This window comes from Bradyrhizobium sp. URHC0002 (assembly GCF_054059515.1).
The window spans coordinates 3,744,234-3,764,382 of the sequence record NZ_JBSSCF010000001.1; the positions used below are offsets into that span (position 1 = coordinate 3,744,234).

17 protein-coding genes and 2 pseudogenes are annotated in these 20,149 nt (G+C 59.0%); 14 read left to right on the plus strand and 5 right to left on the minus strand.

From position 1 onward, the window contains the following. Window positions 1-27 precede the first annotated feature (27 nt). The 7 genes and pseudogenes from ACVWVY_RS18200 to ACVWVY_RS18230 all read left to right on the plus strand — a co-directional run bounded on the left by ACVWVY_RS18200 (window position 28) and on the right by ACVWVY_RS18230 (window position 6,786). On the plus strand, window positions 28-240 hold the full coding sequence (locus ACVWVY_RS18200; RefSeq protein WP_456627663.1) for a hypothetical protein: 213 nt from the start codon (window positions 28-30) through the stop codon (window positions 238-240). Between the two features lie 27 nt (window positions 241-267). Then, a pseudogene (locus ACVWVY_RS18205) lies at window positions 268-872 on the plus strand (cysteine hydrolase family protein). A 63-nt stretch (window positions 873-935) separates the two neighbouring features. Then, window positions 936-1,484 (plus strand): annotated as a pseudogene (locus tag ACVWVY_RS18210) (nitrilase-related carbon-nitrogen hydrolase); the annotation flags it as partial. Between the two features lie 479 nt (window positions 1,485-1,963). Continuing rightward, complete coding sequence (locus ACVWVY_RS18215) at window positions 1,964-2,173, plus strand: hypothetical protein (protein WP_456627664.1); 210 nt, start codon at window positions 1,964-1,966, stop codon at window positions 2,171-2,173. A 139-nt stretch (window positions 2,174-2,312) separates the two neighbouring features. Next, a complete protein-coding gene (locus ACVWVY_RS18220; protein ID WP_456627665.1) occupies window positions 2,313-3,380 on the plus strand; it encodes a glycosyltransferase family 4 protein in 1,068 nt (355 codons plus the stop codon). A 129-nt stretch (window positions 3,381-3,509) separates the two neighbouring features. Beyond that, on the plus strand, window positions 3,510-4,133 hold the full coding sequence (locus ACVWVY_RS18225) for a response regulator transcription factor (RefSeq protein WP_456627666.1): 624 nt from the start codon (window positions 3,510-3,512) through the stop codon (window positions 4,131-4,133). A gap of 403 nt (window positions 4,134-4,536) precedes the next feature. Continuing rightward, window positions 4,537-6,786: a LuxR C-terminal-related transcriptional regulator gene (locus tag ACVWVY_RS18230; protein ID WP_456627667.1), complete on the plus strand. Its 2,250-nt coding sequence runs from the start codon at window positions 4,537-4,539 to the stop codon at window positions 6,784-6,786. Between the two features lie 726 nt (window positions 6,787-7,512). Here the strand turns inward: ACVWVY_RS18230 and ACVWVY_RS18235 are convergent. From ACVWVY_RS18235 to ACVWVY_RS18250, 4 genes are all read right to left on the minus strand, one after another. Continuing rightward, window positions 7,513-8,046, minus strand: a complete 534-nt coding sequence (locus ACVWVY_RS18235) for a DUF1003 domain-containing protein (RefSeq protein ID WP_456627668.1) — start codon at window positions 8,044-8,046, stop codon at window positions 7,513-7,515. Beyond that, window positions 8,047-8,508, minus strand: coding sequence for a low affinity iron permease family protein (locus tag ACVWVY_RS18240; protein ID WP_456632241.1), 462 nt, complete (start codon window positions 8,506-8,508; stop codon window positions 8,047-8,049). 1,150 nt (window positions 8,509-9,658) lie between these two features. Continuing rightward, the gene (locus ACVWVY_RS18245) at window positions 9,659-10,942 is read right to left on the minus strand and encodes a DUF892 family protein (protein ID WP_456627669.1); all 1,284 of its coding nucleotides are present in this window, start codon (window positions 10,940-10,942) and stop codon (window positions 9,659-9,661) included. A 66-nt stretch (window positions 10,943-11,008) separates the two neighbouring features. Then, window positions 11,009-11,917: a DUF72 domain-containing protein gene (locus tag ACVWVY_RS18250; RefSeq protein WP_456627670.1), complete on the minus strand. Its 909-nt coding sequence runs from the start codon at window positions 11,915-11,917 to the stop codon at window positions 11,009-11,011. A gap of 89 nt (window positions 11,918-12,006) precedes the next feature. Between ACVWVY_RS18250 and ACVWVY_RS18255 the strand changes: the two genes are divergently transcribed. The 4 genes from ACVWVY_RS18255 (at window position 12,007) to ACVWVY_RS18270 (ending at window position 13,751) form a co-directional block, all read left to right on the plus strand. After that, window positions 12,007-12,225 carry an FAD-dependent oxidoreductase gene (locus tag ACVWVY_RS18255; RefSeq protein WP_456627671.1) on the plus strand — a complete coding sequence of 73 codons (219 nt, stop codon included), beginning with the start codon at window positions 12,007-12,009 and terminating at the stop codon, window positions 12,223-12,225. Further along, window positions 12,222-12,911: an NAD(P)/FAD-dependent oxidoreductase gene (locus ACVWVY_RS18260; protein WP_456627672.1), complete on the plus strand. Its 690-nt coding sequence runs from the start codon at window positions 12,222-12,224 to the stop codon at window positions 12,909-12,911. Before ACVWVY_RS18255 ends, ACVWVY_RS18260 begins: the two co-directional genes overlap by 4 nt. 334 nt (window positions 12,912-13,245) lie before the next feature. Continuing rightward, complete coding sequence (locus tag ACVWVY_RS18265) at window positions 13,246-13,413, plus strand: hypothetical protein (RefSeq protein ID WP_456627673.1); 168 nt, start codon at window positions 13,246-13,248, stop codon at window positions 13,411-13,413. Beyond that, window positions 13,410-13,751: a hypothetical protein gene (locus ACVWVY_RS18270; protein WP_456627674.1), complete on the plus strand. Its 342-nt coding sequence runs from the start codon at window positions 13,410-13,412 to the stop codon at window positions 13,749-13,751. Before ACVWVY_RS18265 ends, ACVWVY_RS18270 begins: the two co-directional genes overlap by 4 nt. A 952-nt stretch (window positions 13,752-14,703) precedes the next feature. Here ACVWVY_RS18270 and ACVWVY_RS18275 read toward each other — a convergent pair. Further along, window positions 14,704-14,961, minus strand: a complete 258-nt coding sequence (locus ACVWVY_RS18275; protein WP_456627675.1) for a hypothetical protein — start codon at window positions 14,959-14,961, stop codon at window positions 14,704-14,706. Window positions 14,962-15,260: 299 nt separating this feature from the next. Here ACVWVY_RS18275 and ACVWVY_RS18280 point away from each other — a divergent pair, with 299 nt between their 5' ends. From ACVWVY_RS18280 to ACVWVY_RS18290, 3 genes are all read left to right on the plus strand, one after another. Further along, complete coding sequence (locus ACVWVY_RS18280) at window positions 15,261-18,365, plus strand: DEAD/DEAH box helicase (RefSeq protein WP_456632242.1); 3,105 nt, start codon at window positions 15,261-15,263, stop codon at window positions 18,363-18,365. 615 nt (window positions 18,366-18,980) lie between these two features. After that, the gene (locus ACVWVY_RS18285) at window positions 18,981-19,259 is read left to right on the plus strand and encodes a hypothetical protein (RefSeq protein WP_456627676.1); all 279 of its coding nucleotides are present in this window, start codon (window positions 18,981-18,983) and stop codon (window positions 19,257-19,259) included. Window positions 19,260-19,306: 47 nt separating this feature from the next. Continuing rightward, the gene (locus tag ACVWVY_RS18290; RefSeq protein WP_456627677.1) at window positions 19,307-19,765 is read left to right on the plus strand and encodes a hypothetical protein; all 459 of its coding nucleotides are present in this window, start codon (window positions 19,307-19,309) and stop codon (window positions 19,763-19,765) included. Window positions 19,766-20,149: the final 384 nt, after the last annotated feature.

Sequence of the window (20,149 nt, forward strand, 5' to 3'; positions counted from 1 at the left end):
TGAACAGTTGTATTTTGGAGGGCTGTGATGGACAGACAAGAACGGTTCGCAAACTTGCTGGGACGAGCGGCCATGGATGTTTGGGGCGACATGCCCCGCGAGATCCAGGAAGCCCTTTTCGAGACGGCCATGAAGGGCCAGGACGCCGAACGGGAGGAACTGGCGCGCCTCCTTCACGACCGTCATCCTCGGACCTTGCATCCACCGAGGCGAAATCTTGAAGGAGAAAGGTCGGCCTGAAGGTCACGTCATCGAGGGCGTAACGATATGGCATTGCCGCAATCACTCGAACCGATTTCGAATGCCGTCCATCTATCCATCGACATGCACAACTTATTCGCACCCGGCGGCATCTGGGCCACTCCGTGGATGGAGCGGGTGCTTCCGGCGATTGTCGCAGTAGCGGAGCTTAATCCTCATCGCACCGTGTTCACCAGATTTGTGACGCCTCTGCACGCACAGGACAGGCCGGGACGATGGCAGCGATATTTTACGAGATGGGAGTGTGCGACACGATGTCGTTTGCCCGGCGCGCAGCTTGATGTCGTTCCCGCGCTGTCCCGCCTGATACCCCCGGCAATAGTCATAGATAAGCCGGCCTATTCCGCGTTCGCGGAATCCGGTCTGACGGCGTTTCTCCGGGATAAAAGCGTCGATACACTCATTGTCACCGGGAGACCGACGTGTGCGTGCTGGCCACGGTGCTTGACGCGGTGGACCTGGGCTTTCGCACAATTGTGGTCGAAGATGCTCTCTGTAGCTCCTTCGATGAAGGCCACGATGCCCTTATGACGCTCTACCGCAATCGCTTTTCTGAACAGGTTGAACTGATGACGCAGGCGCAGGTATCTGAGCTTTGGCGTGAACAGTGAGATGGATCGGTCCGGCATAGAATTACCAATCAGGTGGCAAATGCTTTCCGTGATGGGCCAGTAATGAACTTTTATTCGATCTACAGCCACGGCTTCGTGCGCGTTGCGGCCTGCACGATCGTGTCCAGTGTGGCAGATCCGAGTGCAAATGCAGCAGCGATAGTAGATGCGGCGAGGGCGTGTCACGAGAAATCGGTCGCTGTAGCGGCATTCCCCGAGCTATGCCTTTCGGGATACGCAATGGAAGATCTGTTGCTGCAGGATGCCCTTCTTGATGCGGTTGAGCGTGGCCTGGCCAAGGTGGTAGAGGCTTCGACTGGGATCATGTCGGTCTTGATTGTGGGCGCGCCGCTTCGGCAGGGCTTTCGAACTTACAACTGTGCTGTCGCAATCCACCGCGGGCGGGTACTTGGCGTCGTGCCGAAAACCTACTTGCCGACCTATCGGGAGTTCTATGAGGCCCGTCACTTCGGATCGGGAAAGGCCGTTGCCGGTCTCCAAATCTCGATCGGTGCGATTCATGCGCCCTTCGGTACCGACCTGTTGTTCGAAGCGAATGATGTATCCGGCTTGGTCATCGGAATCGAAATTTGCGAGGACAAGCCCATCCCGAGAAGCCTCGAAATCGGCCGAGATTGACGGCCGAATGGACCGAATCGGTGGTACACGGCGGTGGTCGCAAACTTCGACCGGGCATTTCACGGACCCTTGTTTTTCGACGATTTTAGCGCAATCGCAGCATTGGGCGAGGGAGTCCCACTCTCTCCGCCATTCGCCTTGCTAAGCGCCTGAAAAGGCCGTCGCCGGCGAGATCGCGTTCCTCAAGGCGGATAGTTCCTGCGCAACGTCGCGCAGCGGCTGCAGACGTTGACGGCGTTCACCTTTTCTACGATCGGTTTGCGCGGCGCGTCCTGTCGGGTGACGCGCCTGCGTTCGCCTGGATCGGAGTTCCGATGGGACTTTTGCTCGCATCGCATGAACGCACTCAGGCCGTGCGAACCGAGCTAAGCGATTCGATCGGGAAAAAGTGGAAACATTTCGTGGTTCGGCGAGTTGCCAAGGACTGACATTTCCGCTTTCGGAGCCTGAGAATGGTCGACACCGTGGCCTTGCGGACGGCGGTAGAAACTGCATGGTCCATTTTTGGCGCGACCCACGGCGGTGTCGATGACGCGGACAGCCGTCGGTGTCTGCTCGAGCGCCATCTCCAAGGGAGATGCGAAGCACGCGAAGAGGAGGTCGAAGAGCTCGCAAGCTTCGGCCTTGCCTACCTCGCGCGGCTTCCCGAACAGGAATGCTGAGGCCGCTGGCGAGATGGGCGAAGCGGATCGTCGCCCGTAGCGCGCGTCCCGCATGGACCCTGCTCGCCGTATCGTATCTCGTATCGGGTGTTGTTGTCTGGGCCATGCGCGCCGTCTTCGGAGAGGCCGGGTAGAGGGTATGCGCATCGCCCAGCTGGCTCCTCTCGCCGAAAGCGTGCCCCCGAAGCTTTACGGCGGCACCGAACGCGTGGTCGCCTGGCTGGTGGATGAGCTAGTCGATCTCGGCCACGAGGTCACGCTGTTCGCCAGCGGCGACTCCCGGACCAAGGGAAAGCTCCATTCGGTATGGCCGCGGGCGCTGCGCCTCGGTCGCAAAGGCGCCGACCCCAACGCGGCCTGCTCCCTTCTTCTCGAAGCCATCGCGAAACGCGCTACCGAGTTCGACGTCATCCACTCCCACGTGGATTGGCTGCCGCTGCCGTTGCTCAGGCGGTCGAACGTGCCGTTTCTCACGACCGTGCATGGGCGGCTGGATCTTCCGGGGTTGCCCGACGTCGTTCGCGAGTTTTCCGATTCGGGATTCGTCTCGATTTCCGACAACCAGCGCCGGCAGCTTCCGGAGGCGAAATGGATCGCGACAATCCATCATGGCCTGCCGTCGAGCATGTTTCGCCCTTCCTACGACAGAGGATCCTACTTGGCGTTCCTGGGCCGCCTCACCGCGGAGAAGGGGCCGGAGGATGCCATCCGTATCGCCGAAGCCGTCGGAATGCCGCTGCGCATCGCCGCCAAGATTCCAAGGGCCGAGACCGCCTACTTCAAGAAGCAGCTGCAGCCCCACATCGATGACGAAAAGGTAGTTTTGGTCGGCGAGGTCGACGATGCGAAGAAGCAGCCTTTCCTCGCCGGCGCCGCGGCCTTGCTGTTTCCCATCGACTGGCCCGAGCCGTTCGGTCTGGTGATGATCGAGGCCATGGCGTGCGGGACGCCTGTGATCGCTTACCGCTCCGGCTCCGTGCCGGAAGTGATCGAGGACGGCGTCACCGGCTTCATCGTCGATGGCGAGGAAGACGCCATCCGAGCCGTCCGTGAACTGCCGCAACTCGACAGAAGGGCAGTCCGCGCCCGGTTCGAGGGACGCTTCACGGCCGTCCGGATGGCGAGTGATTACCAGGCACGCTACCGAGATTTGGTCGCGGAGACGGAAGCCGAAGCACGCGTTATCGAGAGAGCGCTGGTCAAGTGAAAGGACAGCACATGTGCTCCTTTTGCCGGTTCGCTCCACGTCCCGCTCAGATATTTGAACCATTAAAGTGCTCGCGACTTTCTCCACAACTGGAGGAAGCGAGCACGTGCAAATGAGGACCAGATCGAAATGCGGGTACTAATCGTCGACGACCATCCCGTTGTCGTGACCGGCTGCCGGGCCTTGTTCACATCGGACCCTTCCGTCGAGATCCTGGAGGCTTCCGATGCAAAGGAGGGCCACCGTGCGTACTTGCAGAAGCATCCCGACGTCACCGTGGTTGACGTGTGGCTTCCCGACCTTACCGGCTTCGAGTTGACCCGCCAAATCCGCGGGGATGATCCGACCGCCAAAATAGTCATCCTCAGCGTGAGTGAGGATCCGGCGTTCGTGGTGCGCGCTGTGGAGATGGGCATTCAGGGATATGTCTCCAAGAGCGATGATCCCCGGCTTCTGGCCAAGGCCATCCGGAAGGTTGCAGCCGGGGAGCGCTTCGTCTCACCGCGTCTGGCGGAAGCGACGACGTTCGCGGGCGCGGCGATCAAGGCCAGTCCTTTGACGCAGATGAGCCCACGCGAACTCGAGATCCTGAGGCTTTTGGGTCGTGGCGACCGCATCTCAGAAGTCGCGTCCGAACTCGGCATCTCCTATAAAACCGTTGCCAATGCGACCTCCATGCTGAAGTCGAAGCTCGGCGCTAAAAATCACTCCGACCTCGTCCGGATTGCAGTCGAGATCGATTTGCACCGGTGAAGAGTCGTCGACTGGAATCCTGTTTTTCGGCCGACATCGGAGCCAACTATGCTCACCAAATGCCATCATTCGTTGTGCTTGAAAATCGAATTCTTTGATAGTTTTAAGGCCGGCCAGAAGGGCATTCTACGGGATAATGGCTCTTAAAGAGCAGTGCTTCACCTCCTCGATTGTAAAAGCGGCATTAACCGTCAATCACCTTCAAGTTGCAGCACCCCTGCTCACTTGGAGCGGTACGACCCCTGACGGACGGCAAGAGCGCGAGCCATATGGAGCTATCCCGACGAACTAATCGTTAGAAGCGTCCGCACGAACCCCATTATGACAATTAGGAACGTAATCCGGCGAGCGGAGTTAAATCGCCGCTCTCATGTTCAGTTGCGAGGCCGAGCGAAGGAAGCCCATGCGTCGCATTCGACTCGTAATAGCAGATCGACGTCCCATTGTTCTGCAGGGTTTTGCAGCGCTACTCGAAGCGCAGCCCGATTTCGAAGTGGTAGCGTGCAGTCTTGATGGAGCTAGTTGCCTTGCGGCCATTCGCAGCTTGACGCCCGATGTGGTGTTACTGGAGGATGGGTTCACCGATGTAACCGCCTCCGACATCCTCGCCATCGTGGACGACGAAGGCCTTTCCTCCCGGCTGGTGTTCTTCACTGCTACTGTCACCTGCGGCGATCTTGCCAGGGCACTGGCGACCGGTGCTTGCGGCGCGATTTCGATGAACGCCAAACCAGAAGCGTTGGTGCAGTCCCTGAGGCTGGAAAAACCGGGGTCAGACCTGGCGAGGATCGGTAACGAAGCTAAGGGAATCGCCTCGTTCGGCAATAATGTTCTGGCGGTTCTGACCGTCAACGAGCGGACGATCATGGATCTCGTCGCCGAAGGTTTGTCGGACAGTGAAATTGCTCGGGTGTTCGGTGTCTCCTTGGAGATCGTTAGGATTCACATCGACCACGCGCGACAGAAGCTCGGAATCAATAGCCGGGCGGAGCTCGCCGCGCTGGCACTGTCGCGCCGTTATGGCGCGATGAGTATCCTGGCAGCTGCTATCCTGGCAGCGTTGGACGATTCGCACGGTCACGCCGCAGCCGAAAGTTTCACGGTCATGGCCGCAAATGGCTGCGCGGAGGTCGTCACCATCAAAATCAGTTGCAAGGAAGCAGTATCAGGTGGCACCCCGGCCAGAGGCGCGAGCAAGGACCGCGCCGGCACCGCAACTGGGACATCATCGCCGACCGGCAAACTCGTCGACCCCGTGGCCGAGATTACCGCGAGCCTATTTGCGCAGGCAGCACTCAACGCGCCGAGGCCGGGTTCGAGCGGCTACAGCATCTTCATGGTTGCAGCTTTCGCCGCCTTGATCTACGAGCTCGATGGTGCCAACCACGCCGTGCAGGCGTTTGATTTCGGCGATGACATCGTCACTTCATCTACCGCAAGCGACGCCAACAGACTGGCATCCGCACTTCCCGGCTTCGCAAATTTCGGCGGCACGGCCGTGTACGATGGGGCGTTCGCATTCGAGTTCGCTCAAGGCGGTACAATCGCCACAGACGGCAGCGAGCTTTATGTCGGCAACGTCCATGCAGAGGATGGCGGTTCTGACCGAGAAATTCCTATTCTCCGAGGTTCCGGGACCGTTGATGTTGTTGCGGCGGCCGCGAACGAAGCCTCGCAGCGTGACTTAACGCAGACAGGCTGGGATAACGGGTCAAATCAGCGTCAATCGCAATCCGATTTGCGCGCTTCCGACAACAGCGCCGAAGCCGCTAAGCGTGAGGCCGCGGGAGACGATTTCAATCACCGTCAATTGCAGAAGACCCTACATGAGTCGGACCACAGCTCCGGAGCCGCCAAGGGGCACGCCAAGCATGAGGCCGCGGGAGACGGTTTAAATCACGGTCAATCGCAGAAGGCCCTGCATGAGTCCGACAACGGCTACGGAGTCGCCAAGGGGCACGCCAAGCATGAGGCCGCGGGAGACGGTTTAAATCACGGTCAATCGCAGAAGGCCCTGCATGAGTCCGACAACGGCTCCGGAGCCGGCAAGGGGCACACCAAGCATGAGGCCTCGGGAGACGGTTCAAATCACGGTCAATCGCAGAAGGCCCTGCATGAGTCCGACAACGGCTCCGGAGCCGGCAAGGGGCACGCCACGCATGAGGCCCCGGGAGAAGATTCGAATCGCGGACAGGTGCACGGCGATTTGCAGACTTTTCAAGACGGCTCCGCGGCCGGCAAGCAACTCGCACAGCATCCACAGGCGGGTGATTTAGACACTGGCAAACCGCAGCAGGATATACCAACGGCGTCCGAAAATTCGGCCAACGACGCGCATTCGGCATTGAAGATTAAAACTGCAGGAAAGGGCGGGACTTCTTCCGACAACGCAGATCAGGCCAAATCAGCGGTTGGCACCGAACTTGGCGATTCCTTTCATTTTAAGAGTGGCGCCGACAATACGTCTTCAGACCTGTATGACCTTCAGCAACTGAGCCACGGAAATGGAAAAGCCTATGGAGAGGGTCAGCATGCTGTTGCACGCGAGGGGCCGGAGCCTGTCCAGGATGCTGACGGGATTGATATTTCAGATGCGCACCACGATCACTCATGGCACGCCAATCACCATGCGACTCACGATTTGATTGTGTAGCAATTTACTGATCGAATGGCCGGGCCGCGCTTTTTGTGTATTGCGTAACCGGCAGCATGGGCGTCCCTGCATTCCGGGCTTTTCGGGAATCCTTGTTTTTCGGCTTGTTTTCGCGCATACGGCGCTTTGCGGATGAGAGTCCCACTCTCTCCGCCACCACGTCTTCAGGCGGAAAAATCCTTCAAAATCAGATGTTTCTCAATGTGCCGGAAGTGGACGGTGTAGCACCGCAGTGTAGCACCCGCGGCGTTTCAAGTTGCCATCATTGAGTGGCCGACGGAAGCAGAAATTCTGCGCTTAGGCGGCGGAAAGCTCAACTGCGACGGATCGCTCGGTTGAGGCAATCAAACGGAGCCGACCGCCCCGTCTCGAGGCGCGTCCCGTCCGCGAGGTGCTCGGGTTGCCGCCGTTGCCCCCTTGGCCGTCGGCATCGGAACGCGCCATCTGAGCCCAATCACTGGCATTCATAATGGTGTCTCGGTCGCTCGCCGGCTTCGCCCTGGATGGAACCAAGTAGGATGGCATTTATATTGGCCGTCGCAAGGGCAACGATCGTTTACGCCGGCAAGGTCGATCACGGCTTTCGACAAGGCCTCCGTAGCCGACCTGCAGAAGCGTCTGAAATCGCCGATCCGATAGACGCAACCCTACGCCAAGCGGACGACGTGCGGGCCGATGAACTCCTCGAAGGAGACGCCCCAGACCGGAGCTCACCGCCCGAGGATTTTAAGCTTTCTGTTCGGATTCCTCGCGCGCCCTGAGATCTTCCGCGATTTCGTCAATTTGCGTCTCGTCCGCGAGCTGTTCGCTCTGTGCGTTTTTTTCCAAGGGGCATTTCAGGTGCGCCGCAATGCGCTGCAGCATGGCGAGGGCGACTGTGGACTCCCGTTCCGCAAGCAGATTGATTTGCAGCTCAAGATGATTGCGCCGCTCGAAGGCTTGGTCCGAAGTATTTTGCCTGATGAGGACGCAGGAAGTCAGGAGCACGGCTTCCAGCGCGAGGGCACCGGACAGCAGGGGGAAGGGGTATTCGTCGAACCGCCAGCTGGGCTCCGCCCGCATATTGATCCAGATCCATGCGGTGACGCCAAGACACTGGACGGCGAAGAAAAACGGCGTGCCGACAAAACGCCCGACGGCATGGAGCGCGCGATGATGCAGAAGAAGCTTTTTCTCCTCTTCTTTTTCAAGACGTAGGATCGACTCGATATTGCGGGCCGCTGCGCCGGTCGACCGGCCGGATGGTGCCTTTTCCGCCACCTAGTCCGCCGCCTTTTCAGCCGCGCGCCTTGCCCTGCGTCCGGTCGCCTTGACGCTGGCCTCGCCCGCTTTCTCCGCCTTCGCGCGTGACTCGCACTTGGTGCGCAGTTCCTCCAGTTCGTCATCGGTCAGATGTTCGATGCCGACGAGGGAGTTTCGCGCGGCGCCGACGCGGATCAGCTCGTCGAGTTTGACCTGCATCGCCGCGCTGTCGCGGTTCTGAGAATTCTGGATCAGAAAGACCATGAGGAACGTGACGATCGTCGTGCCGGTGTTGATGACGAGCTGCCATGTGTCGGAGAACCCGAACAACGGGCCCGTCACCGCCCAGATGACGACGACGGCGGCAGCAAGTGCGAAGGTCGAGGCGCGCCCGGCGGCCTGCGATGTCTTACTTGCGAATTCGCCGAAAAACTTGGCGATGCCGCTCTCTTTCTCAGTTGCGTGCTTCTTTGCGCTCATGGCACTCACGCGATGGTAACCGGGCGGAACTCGCAAAGTTCCTTTGCAGCGCGGCAATTGAATGTGGGTGGAGAGCCGGATCATTCCGGTCATGGAAAGTTCGGGGCGGGAGTGGCCTTTTGTTCGTACAATTATCTTCGACGTCGCAGGGACGCTCGTCGACAGCGTTCCGCAGCCGGGCAACATACCCTGAATCGCCACGGCTACGGCGTGAATAACTCGGAGAGATTGAACGCAGAAAAATCCTTAACAGGACGGCTCCCTCTGCGAGCGTTGCTATCCCAACGCCCTAATCCGTTCGAGGGCCCGGGATATATATTCCAGGAACTCGCGCCCCAAGGCGGGATGATAGCTCTCTCGGCGGCTCAGGCCTGTCGTCGGCGGGGGTAGCCCCGAGCATTATCAAATTGGAATGGTCCGCTGCCCAACGCAAACCGCGGCTAATTCTCTGCGCATATCAAGGATTAGTGCTACGAGATTTCGGGAGGAGGGCACCGAGGAGTTCCTTCTGATGCAGGCAAGAGAAGTCGGCCGACTCCGTCAAAACTACGGCCAATCAAACCCCAGGAGGTCCGTTCTTCCCGACGAGATGAAGACGCGCCCACTTAGGCGATGGCGCCGACGACGTCGCCTTCGAGTCGCAACGCTGTGCCTTCGCGGACGCGTCTTAGAGGCGAGTGTCTGAACCGGTACAGTATTGGCAGAAGCGACGTCTGGCCCGAGCGAACAAGCCGCACTTCGGTTGAGCCCGTTCGATTAGGCAAGCGGAAATCACGTCCTGCGGCGCCACTTGTACCGTTACCGGACATCGCCTGTTCCCGCTCCCACCATTCGGACGCGCGGCAAAAGTTCTAGACTAGCTGCCCCACAATCTATGCACATTTGCTGCAACGACCTTTCGATAGTGGTCTACTACCTCATTGCAGTCGCCGCTGCGCAAGAAGATAGTGCGGGCTTCCGCCGCAGCATCAATCTTTTCAGCAACCATCAAGAACATCTCGTCGGGTGTGCCCTGGCCTGTCGCTATTTGCCCGCAGCCTGAAATCAATCACCTGCAGCGCATCTGCCATTAACGTCATCATCGACCAAACAAGCATTCACTCACTCCAAAAAAGGGGCCGCCCCGTCGGGACGGCCCATCAACACAACATCAGGCTTCTTCTTCCGAGCTCTGCTCGATCGCCTCGGGCATCTTCGCAACCGACATCAGGCTCCGTCCAATTTGGTTCAGAAGCTGATCGGCGTTCTCTTCTTCCGCCAGCGATTTTGACAGCAGCGCAACGACGGCGCTGTGGCGGAGCTGCTGGGCAAGGTTCTTCGCGGTGGTGTAGCCGGAGATTTCGTAGTGCTCGACACGCTGCGCGGCGCCGATCAATGCGAGGTCCGCGAGCGCGTCTTCCTTCTCCTTGCCTTCTTCCATCACTTCCTGGCCTTCCTCGACAAGGCCCATCATTCCCTTGCAAGGCTTGGTGCGTGCCGTTTCCCCAAGCAAGGAGAAGCACTCGTTAAGCCGTTCGATCTGCCCCTCAGTTTCGGTGAGATGCTCTTCGAAGCACTCACGCAACCGGTCGAACCGTGCCGCTTTCGCCATCTTGGGAAGCGCTTTCGTCAGCTGCTTCTCGGCGTGAAGGATGTCCCGCAGCTCATCGAGCAAAAGATCGTTTATGCCTTCCGGCGCGGTCGGTGGCGAGCTCTCGGTCCTGATGGGCGCTTCTGCGCCACCAGTGGGAGCGGACAGCGCAGGGGATTGCACAAACTCCCAGTCGCCGCCCTCATTCCACGGTCCCCGGGTGTCGATCTCGCCTTCATCGCCAGAGCCGGTGGAGTCATTGAAGAACTGGTTCACGAGGCCCGGCGTAGGCGCGATCTTCCCGATGGAGAAAGCCGGCTTCTTCATACTTTCCAGCGCAGCGGCGAACGCCTTCATGTGGGTGATTTCGCGCGTCATCAGGAACTGGAGCGCGTCCTTTGTTCCTGCGTCGTCACAGAAATTGATCAGACGTTCGTAGACGATCTTCGCCCGCGCTTCGGCGGCGATGTTGCTGCGAAGGTCTACATCGAGCTCGCCTGTGATCTTGAGATAGTCAGCCGTCCAGGGATTGCCCTGCGAGTTGAACAGATTGACGCCGCCGCCTCCCGCGATGGCTATAAGCGGATCGGCTTCTGCCCTTTCCCGATCAAACTTCGTGGGTTTCAGATGAAGCCGGGCAAGGCAACCGACCACTTCTAGATGGCTAAGTTCCTCCGTGCCGATATCCATCAGGAGGTCTTTGCGGTCGGGATCTTCGCAATTCAGGCCTTGAATGGAGTACTGCATGGCCGCCGCGAGCTCGCCGTTGGCGCCGCCGAACTGCTCAAGCAGCATATTGCCGAATGCAGGATCGGGCTCGTCGACCCGGACGGTGTACATAAGCTTTTTGACGTGGTGGTACATGGACGGTCTCCGGGGATTGGTGCGGGATGACCGTCGTTAATCACCTCTGCCGGCAAGGGTTCCTATTCACGGGCTTCGACAGCGCTGGGGTAGCATAGCGAGCAAAGTTTTTGCGTTCTTGGGGGCATGGGCGGCATAGTCGTTGTTGAAATAGACCCAGGCCCTTTTCGCGCCGCTTGCCCTGATCCGTTCCGCCCAAACCTTGAGTTCCTCATCCGTATAATCGTGCCTGTACCAGCGCGTCGGACCGTGAAGCCGCACGTAGACTTCCTCTGCCGTTCGGACAAGTTCGTCTGGCAGGCGCGGGCCGCTGCAGGAGCAGAAGATGATGCCGGCTTCCTTAAAGGCTGAATAGACCTCGTCGTTCCACCAGCTCCTGTGCCTGAACTCCACAACATTGCGGCGCGCCGGGGCGAGCTGGCTCACGATCAAATTCAAGCGTGCTCTTGTATAGCGAAAGCTCGGCGGCAGCTGGAATAGGAAGCAACCCATCTGCTCGCCAAGAATATCGGCGATCATGCCAAAGTCCCGGATGAGCGTTTTCGTGCCTTTGAACTTCTTGATATGCGTGATGAGCTCGCAGACCTTCACCGTATAGACGATGTCCTTGCCGCCCGGCTGACGCCGCCATGCCTGAACGCCCGCGACGGTCGGCCATGAGTAAAATGAGGCATTGATCTCAACAGTGTCAAATACTCCTGCGTAATGCTCGAACCACCCAGGTTGCGGCACGCCCTCATAAAACGTGTCGCGCCATTTCCAGTAGCGCCAGCCCGAGCAGCCGACATAGACGGTCCGCTTCAGGTTCGGCGACGCATCGGGCTTTTCAGCTTCCGCCTTGAGCTTGGCTTTATGCATCTTCGCGGCCCGGAGAACATTATTATCGCGCTGCTTCTCGCGCCGAAGCCGGCGCCGCTCGCGCCATTCTTCGAGCGTCAGCTTTTCCGTCTGAATGATCGTATTTGCACGTGCCATGCGGCCTACTTTCCACGATACTAACTCAGGAACGGGCGCTGTAGGTTCCTTGTTGGACAGAGGCGATCCAACCCGTGCCAGAGGGAACCATGCGTGTTGACGTACTGATCGTCGGGGGCGGCGCGGCAGGTTTAAGCGCCGCGCTGATTTTGGGGAGATGCCATCGGAAGGTCTTTCTTTGCGATGACCAGAAGCAGCGCAACCGTGCCTCGCATGAGATTCACGGGCTGCTGGGTCGAACGGCCGGTCCCCCGAGCAATTCCTTCAGGACGCGAGGGACGAACTTACCCGTCATGAGTCCGTCTTGATTTGCAGGACGCGTGTCACCGAAATCACTCCCGCCGATGGCAGGTTCATCTTTGCCTGCGCCGACGGAACGCAAGGCGTCGCCGCAAAGATTCTTCTCGCCACCGGGCTTGTCGACGAGCTTCCTGAACTGCCGGGCATCGAAAAGCTTTACGGGGTTTCCGTCCATCACTGCCTTTACTGCGACGGGTATGAATACGCAGGCAAGCCGGTCGCCGCCTATGGCAAAGAGCACAAGGGCGCTGAACTTGCAGTCATGATGAAGCACTGGATAAGCGATGTCGTAGCTTGCAGCGACGGGACCGAGGTAAGCGACGAAGCTCGCGAGAAACTCAAGCGGCAGGGTATCGGGCTGCGCAGCGAACGCATTCTCGCGCTCGGCTGCGAAAAGAGTGAACTCACAATAAAGTTCGAGAACGGACCTGATCTTGGGCGGGCGGGCCTGTTTTTCTCAACAGGCTGCCATCAGGCGTCGAACCTCTCAATGCGGCTCGGCTACAAGCGCGGCGAGAAGGGAGGCGTCATCACCGATCCTCTGACAGAAGAGACCAGTGTGCCCGGCGTGTATGTCGCGGGCGACGTATCGCGGGATGTCCTGCTGGTCGCGGTTGCCATAGGGGATAGAGATGAGGTTGTCCACGCTCTCGATCGAATGAAAAGGCGCCGGACTCTTCGCCTTGTGGAATAGAAGTCCGCCGCAGGCATTGGCGCACTGCGGCTTTACCGGGCAAATATTCCAATCCATGGTGAAAAGACGAACCGCCGGCTCGGCTCCTAGAAACTGCTTCAAACATGGATATCTGAGGAGTCTTGTTTTCCGTTTCGCCAACGGAACTGCGCATTGCCGCCGTGCGATAGGAAATGATCTCAGCGTTCAACCTACGCTCACCATTTGTACCACTGAGGGTTAGGTTGGCATTCGATGCAACTCCCGTGAGCCGGCTCGGCTACTCGACCGTCCGTTCCGGGACCGAAAGCCGATTCTGCTTGGAACCGCGCGCTGGGCTGGCAATTGAACTCTCATGAAAATGGCCAAAGCAATCCGAGAGCAGGCGCTCACCGCAGAACAGGTAGCGGCGACTTCGGCTGACGCGTTTGTGGCTAATCAGATGAAGACTTTGGCTCAGGCCTTCAGAACCCAGGCCGAAATTATAAAGAAGAACAAAAAGAACAAGAAAAAGAAGAAATGAGATTCTCGATAAAGGCGAAGTGCAAGGACGGCGAAATCCTGCATCGGAGGAAGACTCCCGAGGCTGCGCTGAAGAAGGCTCGCGAAATGTCGCAAACTGGGTGTTACGACATTCACATCACCACACCCGAAGGGCAAGACTACCATTCGTCAGAGTTGCAGATCTACCTCGCACGCCCGTTGCGCGGCAACCCTCTCGGCCGTCTCGAGGCGGAAGGCAACGACCCCTGTGAAAAGGTCGTGATTGCAGCTAAGAAGAATTCGACTCCGGCCTCACAACTAGGGGTTTTTTCTGCGGCACGGCTTCTCAAAACCCTGGTTCTGGTGGGTTACACATAGGTCTCCTGAAATTTTCATAAGCGATTTTTTTTAGCCGACCTTGTTTCCGGAGGCGTCCGGTAAGCGTGATCGCGGAACGTGAACGCCATCAGATCGTTGAACGTTTTGCCAGCCGTTTAGAAACCCCTGGCAACGCGGGCGGCTGGTGCTTGAGTTAAAGGATGTAGGATCTCGACATGTGCTCGCGTCGGCCGCTCGCTGCTATTGTTCTTCTCAGCATTATGCCCTTAGCGGAGGCTACTGCGGCCAGCTTGGAATGGCGAAGGTACGCAATTCCCGCCACCGGACTGAGCGTAGATGTCCCAATATCGATTTTCGATGAGGACGCGGGCGCAACAGAAGGGACACTTGGCCGCCATCTTTTTACGAAGGATTACCGGGCCAACCTGACGATCAAGTCGTTTCCTAATCCCGACAACGATTCCCCAGCCGTTTTTCTGGAAAAGATGCGGCCGCCAGCTGATATACAATACAGAAGAGTGACTCCTAAGTTTTTCGCCGTTTCCAGTGTTCGAAACGGTCACACTTGGTACAATCGGTGCAACCGCGCGAACGGCTTCATGAACTGCGTCTTGATCAATTATCCAGCGGTGGAGGAACGCCAATGGGATGCTATTGTCACGCGGATTAGCTTGTCCTTAGCCAAATAGGGATCGTGGCTGGGGCCAAGAAGATTACCTTCTCAAGCCGAGCCCGAGCCGTTACGCGCACCTCTCCATAGGGTTCTGTTCTCGATAGGGTTCTGGAAGGCAGCACCATAGCGCGGCGGCAGCTTGTCCAGTTCGCCCCGACCGCTATCCCTGGATCATCGATCCCGGCAGAACTAACAAAACGCTCTATCTCATACATTTAGCTTGGCAAATTGCCGTATTGGCTCGTCCTGAGGGAATTGGGCTTTTTGCAGCATTGGCAAACTGCAGGCCGTCGTGGGCGCGGCGGGGGGACACCGAATTCAAAGACGGGCGCCCGGCGGTCGCCGATTGAGCGAAGTGCATGCCAACGAACCAGACGTTGACAAGCTTCTGGCCATCGATCGTTGTGAGAACCGGCTGCGCAGGGTGGCCCGGCTGCCGTTCGGTCCACAGCACGGGATGGTTAGCTCGTCTAGCGCCAATGCATGCCGAGCGGTTTTTACTCGCTCGTTTTGAATCCTATTGGGAAGCTCCAGTGGCCACATCCAGTTGCTAATGCCGCGGGTCATCTCATCCATCGGTAGGCCGTAGGCAGCAACGGTGTCCCATACGCCGATGATTCGATCGTCGGAATGGCTTCCCGGGTGATCTCAGAGTAGGATTTGCGGTGCAGAATTGCATCGAGGATAGGCACGAGGATGTAGTCACGAAGTGCCCGCGAAAAAACCACCTCAATGCGCCAGTTTGAGTGAATGACGATGGAAGTTCCGTGAAAAAAAACAAGAAGGTCAGCGCCCGCAGCGCGACCAGGAAAGGCGCGACCAAGAAAGGCCGAAAAGCCGCGAGTTCCGCGATCTCGACGTCCTCGCCCCTCGGCATGTTGGCGCTCTATCTTCGCGAGCAGTGGAAAAAATCCGCTCGCGATGGATTGGTGTTTCTCGCTGAAGACGAGAACAGGGCCGAACGGCTCGGTGGCATCATCCATGCGCTCGATCCATCGCTCGATGTTCTCGTCTTCCCTAGATTGAATACGTTGCCCTTCGATGGGCTGGAACCGTCGCGCGAGATCGCTGGCAGGCGGAGTTCGGTCTTGCGCCGTCTTGCCAGAAGAAAGAAGCCGATTCTGCTCGTCTCGACGGCAGAGGCGATCATGGAGCGGCTGCCTTCGCCGGCGAGTTGGTCGCGCATCAGCCTAGGCCTCAAGGTGCTAGCGTCGTATGCCGAGCAGGACCTCAAGGCACGCATTGAGGAATTGGGCTACGATCTCGACGAAGAGGCAGAATATCCGGGCACCGCGCTCTTTCACGGCGCGACATTCGAGATCTTCCCGGCCGGTGCTCTCGGGCCGTACCGGATCGAGCATTCCGCCGGTGCGATCCGCAGAATTGTTGCTGTCGACCCGAATGAGCATGACGTCATATCCGATTTCAAGGAACTGATTATCGATCCGATGTCGGAACGCCTCGCGCTAGCCGGCGACCGGGCGCAGCGGGCTACCTTCCCGGACTATTGCGATCGCGCACGTTGGATCGCGGATACAAGAGTTCTGGCCCACGCTGACAGCTGGCTGAGCACGATCGAGGAGGCGGCCGGCCGCAGGGATTCGGAGCGCGAGTATCTGGGGCGAGCGGATTGGAAGAAGCTGATGAAGCGCATGAGTGTGCTTCCTGCTAAGACGGCGTTTGTGGCCACGCCCGACTTCTCGAAGGTTGCGGCGCCGAGGAAAGCGCTTCGCGCGTTCGTGGCCAGTGCGGAACGCGCCGGATCTCGTCTGCTCTTCGTCGCCGCGGTCGAAGACGATCTGCGCGTGATGGAGCGCATGAGTGGGATCAGGGCGGAGCGTTTCGCCAACTGGGACGAGGCGGCGGAGGCTAGAAGACGCGAGGGCGCGCTGTTGGCCGACTTCGACGCGGGCTTTTCCGCTCCCGGCAAAAAGCAGACCTTGGTTGTGACCGCGACTGACGTGCTCGGTAGCCGTGCCCATCATCCGCAACCGATGGCCAAAGCCTGGACAGTCGCCTTCAATCACCCGGATATTCCCGAGCGCGGCGCGGCCGTCGTTCATCTCCAGCGTGGCTTGGCTTTACTTGATCGTTTGCAGACCCTCGACATGGGGAACGGTACCAGCCGCGAAATGATCAGGCTCGAATTCGCCGGCGATGATGCTGCGCTTGTTCCGCCTGCCGATCTCGCCTTGATCTGGCCCTACGCTGTAGAACCCGGTAAGCTCACGTTAGACAAAGCCGATGGCAGCACGTGGTGGAACAGACGTGGCGAGGCCGAGCAGGAAATCGAAGCAGCGGCCAAGCAGCTTGCGAAACATATCGCCCAACGACGGCGCCGGCGTGCTCCCAAGCTCATCGCTCCGGGGGCGGCCTATGAAAGGTTCGTCGCGCGCTTTCCCTGGTTCACGACGGCTGATCAGGCCAAGGCTGTCCGGGACGTGCTGGACGATCTGGCGGCTGGTCACCCGATGGATCGGGTGGTCTGCGGTGATGTCGGCTTCGGCAAGACCGAGGTCGCCTTGCGGGCGGCGGCGGCTGTCGCGTTGTCGGGAAAACAGGTCGCTGTTGCGGTTCCGACCACCGTCTTGGCCAGACAGCATGTCGAGACGTTTCGCAAGCGGTTCGGCCCCTTTGGAATCGAAGTGGCGAATTTGTCGCGGGCGGCAAGGGCAGCGGAGATAAGAGATACGAAAGAAAAACTTCGTCGCGGCAAACTGAAAGTCGTTGTTGGCACACAGGCTCTCGCCTCGGCTGACGTGAGGTTTGCCGACCTCGGTCTCGTCATCATCGATGAGGAGCAGCATTTTGGTGCGGCGGAGAAGGCGAAACTTTCAGGCCTTGCGAAGGGCGTCCATGCCCTTTGGATGAGCGCTACGCCGATACCGCGCACTCTGGCGGCGGGTCTTGCAGGATTCAGGGACCTCAGCGTTATTGCTACGCCGCCGGTTCATCGGCTGCCGATCGTCACCAGGGTTGCTCCGCTATCGGACGCCGCGATCGCCGCGGCTTTGATGCGTGAGCAGCGACGCCACGGGCAGAGTTTTCTGATTTGCCCCCGTATCCAGGATCTGGAGCCGGTGCTGGCAAGGGTGAAGTCGACGGCGCCGGACCTTCGCATCGTATGTCTCCACGGCCGGTTGCCTGCCGAGGATATCGACAATCGAATGATGAGCTTCGTCGAAGGTGAGGCGGACGTGCTCCTCGCGACCAATATCGTGGAGAGCGGCCTCGATATTCCCCGGGCGAACACCATCGTCGTCTGCTGGCCGGAGAAGTTTGGTCTGTCCCAGCTCCATCAGCTAAGGGGGCGCGTCGGACGAGGCGGCACGCGTGCCTTCGCGTATTTGTTGACCGAGTCGAACTCCGAACAATCCGAGAAACGTTTGGCCGTGCTGGAAGAGTTCAGCAAGCCCGGCGCCGGCTTTGCCATCAGCGAGCGTGATCTGGATCTCCGGGGCGCCGGAGACCTGTTCTCCGAACAGCAGTCTGGCCATCTGCAGGTATTCGGGCCAATGCTCTATAGCCATCTTCTCAAGCGAGCGTCGGAGAAGGGCGCCGACGGTGGCGCCGATCTGTGGGTGCCTGATCTGAACCTGCCGATCGCCAACATGCTGCCCACGGGCTACGTACAGTCGGACGCTGTTCGCCTGGAAATCTATGGCCGTATTGCCAAATGCCTCACCGAGGATGATCTCGAGGATTTGGAGGACGAAACCGCACGTCGTTTCGGCAGGCTGCCGCCGGAAGCGCGCGAGTTTTTCGCGGCCGCAAGGCTCAGGCTCGATTGCAAGCGGCGCGGCATTATGAGGCTCGACGTCGGCCCCGAGGCTGTTGCGGCGACGTTCCTCCCTGGTCGGCTTCGCAAGTTGAAAGCGAAGTCGCTGGAGCGCGAAGGCGATCGCGTGGTCAATATTGGCAATCGCAATGCGAAGCCGTTCGAACGAATAAGTGACTTCCTTGAGTTGCTGGACGAGTAGTTGGCTAGAGCCGTTCCACCGGGGGTTCGGCACACGCATCATGGAAAATATGATTGGCCAACTCAGGGGTGAGATGCGTTTTGATTGGCGCGACCAAGAGCTAACGTGCGAAATCGCCTTGCCGCTCTCATACAACCGCGATCCTGCCATATAGCTATTTAGGCACCGAACCGTTCCACCAACTCTTGGATGTTAGGTGGTAGCTTCTGCATCTCAAGGTCGCATCGACGGCGGAGTCGTTGGGGACATCTTCGGAAACGTCCCTCAGTAAGATCGCTGCGCCAATGAATCGATCCGCGACATCGCCATCCCGCGCCGCGTGGGGCGACTTCCGATCTCGCCCAGGGGGGTCTCGGTGCCGTGGTTCGTGGCATGGCTCGGCGGGCTGCCTGATTTTCGCTGCATTGGTCTCGGCAAATTGGTCAAGGCGATTCACCAGCGCTGCTGCTGGCTGTGCGGCGAACCACTCGGCGTTTGGCAAACCTACGCAATCGGTCCGATGTGCATTGTTAATCACGTCACGTCCGAACCACCGTCGCATCTCGATTGCGCCGAGTATGCCGCGCGAGCCTGCCTATTTTTGACTAAGCCCGGCATGGGCGCAATGAAAAGGATTTGCCGGAAGAGCGCAACGTGGCTGGCGTCATGATCCCGCGAAATCCAGGCGTGGTGGCGCTCTGGATTACGCGCGGCTCCAAGCCATTCAACGTCAGCAACGGCGTGTTGTTCGACCTCGGCGAGCCAGAACGCATCCCTTGGTATTGTGAAGGCCGCACCGCGACGCGCGCCGAGGTCGAGGCGTCGGTCGCCAGTGGCTTGCCAAGGATGGACCACGACGCGATCAAGGAGCTATCCCAATGTATCGCACGCGCGCAGGCGCTTTTGCCTGCATAACTTGCTGCCTGATGGTCTCAACGTCAGCGCATGCCTCCAGGGACTGCATGACCCAGGCGGAAGCCCGCAAGGTCTATCCCACCTCGCATCTGTATTGGTATGGCAACGGACGCTGTTGGGATACCTCGCCAACTGTGTCGCGCGAAACGGTAAGAGCCGCTCGGCGGGTGTTCAATAAAGACAAGGCCAAACCGAAGCCGCAAGCAATGGCCGAAATAGTTGACGCCAGCCCGGTGCCGACGCCAACGACAACACCAGCCGAGCGAACGCTGACGCCAGATGAGCTGCGCACATGGGCAAACAGCACGGGGGCGATGACGGCTGAGCCGACCGTGACCATCGTGAATCGCTGGCCCGATGAAGAGCTGCCGCAGCATCGGACCACGCCGACGGTTGAAAAGCCACCACTGATGAGCACCAGGAATATCAGCATTGTCATCGCGCTCATGGTGCTGTTGGCGGCGCTCATTGAGGTGAGTGCCGGCGGCGTCATCAAACGAAGATAGACAATCCGCTATTCTGCGGCTATCGGAGTCCCTCAAATGGAATCGGAAAAATTAACACGCTGCCCCTACGTCGACGGCGACGAGACCCAGTGCGACTTCAGCAAGACGAAGCAATGCTCACTGCTCAGTCCGACCGTGAACAAAGGTGATGCGGCAAATTGAGAGCGCGCTGGCCCGTAGGTGCTTCTATGGGCCGCCATCGAACCACTGACGCTCCTGCTCGGCGACAGCTTCCATTCGGTGCGGAAGTATTTCCGCTTCACAAGCTCGGGCAAAATCAGCCTCACGCGGCCTGTGAACCTATCAGAGCGGCCGCCTAAGCGCCTCTCGCAAGTGGAACCCGAATTGCTCTTGTTCTGTTGCGCTCGCGTTTGCGCGCCACTC

What these genes read in the sequence shown, in the direction of transcription:
- ACVWVY_RS18200 (WP_456627663.1), top strand. Translation starts at nt 28, where the DNA reads ATGGACAGACAAGAACGGTTCGCAAACTTGCTGGGACGAGCGGCCATG.
- ACVWVY_RS18215 (WP_456627664.1), top strand. Translation starts at nt 1,964, where the DNA reads ATGGTCGACACCGTGGCCTTGCGGACGGCGGTAGAAACTGCATGGTCC.
- ACVWVY_RS18220 (WP_456627665.1), top strand. Translation starts at nt 2,313, where the DNA reads ATGCGCATCGCCCAGCTGGCTCCTCTCGCCGAAAGCGTGCCCCCGAAG.
- ACVWVY_RS18225 (WP_456627666.1), top strand. Translation starts at nt 3,510, where the DNA reads ATGCGGGTACTAATCGTCGACGACCATCCCGTTGTCGTGACCGGCTGC.
- ACVWVY_RS18230 (WP_456627667.1), top strand. Translation starts at nt 4,537, where the DNA reads ATGCGTCGCATTCGACTCGTAATAGCAGATCGACGTCCCATTGTTCTG.
- ACVWVY_RS18240 (WP_456632241.1), bottom strand. Translation starts at nt 8,508, where the DNA reads ATGAGCGCAAAGAAGCACGCAACTGAGAAAGAGAGCGGCATCGCCAAG.
- ACVWVY_RS18245 (WP_456627669.1), bottom strand. Translation starts at nt 10,942, where the DNA reads ATGTACCACCACGTCAAAAAGCTTATGTACACCGTCCGGGTCGACGAG.
- ACVWVY_RS18250 (WP_456627670.1), bottom strand. Translation starts at nt 11,917, where the DNA reads ATGGCACGTGCAAATACGATCATTCAGACGGAAAAGCTGACGCTCGAA.
- ACVWVY_RS18255 (WP_456627671.1), top strand. Translation starts at nt 12,007, where the DNA reads ATGCGTGTTGACGTACTGATCGTCGGGGGCGGCGCGGCAGGTTTAAGC.
- ACVWVY_RS18265 (WP_456627673.1), top strand. Translation starts at nt 13,246, where the DNA reads ATGAAAATGGCCAAAGCAATCCGAGAGCAGGCGCTCACCGCAGAACAG.
- ACVWVY_RS18270 (WP_456627674.1), top strand. Translation starts at nt 13,410, where the DNA reads ATGAGATTCTCGATAAAGGCGAAGTGCAAGGACGGCGAAATCCTGCAT.
- ACVWVY_RS18275 (WP_456627675.1), bottom strand. Translation starts at nt 14,961, where the DNA reads ATGGATGAGATGACCCGCGGCATTAGCAACTGGATGTGGCCACTGGAG.
- ACVWVY_RS18280 (WP_456632242.1), top strand. Translation starts at nt 15,261, where the DNA reads ATGTTGGCGCTCTATCTTCGCGAGCAGTGGAAAAAATCCGCTCGCGAT.
- ACVWVY_RS18290 (WP_456627677.1), top strand. Translation starts at nt 19,307, where the DNA reads ATGACCCAGGCGGAAGCCCGCAAGGTCTATCCCACCTCGCATCTGTAT.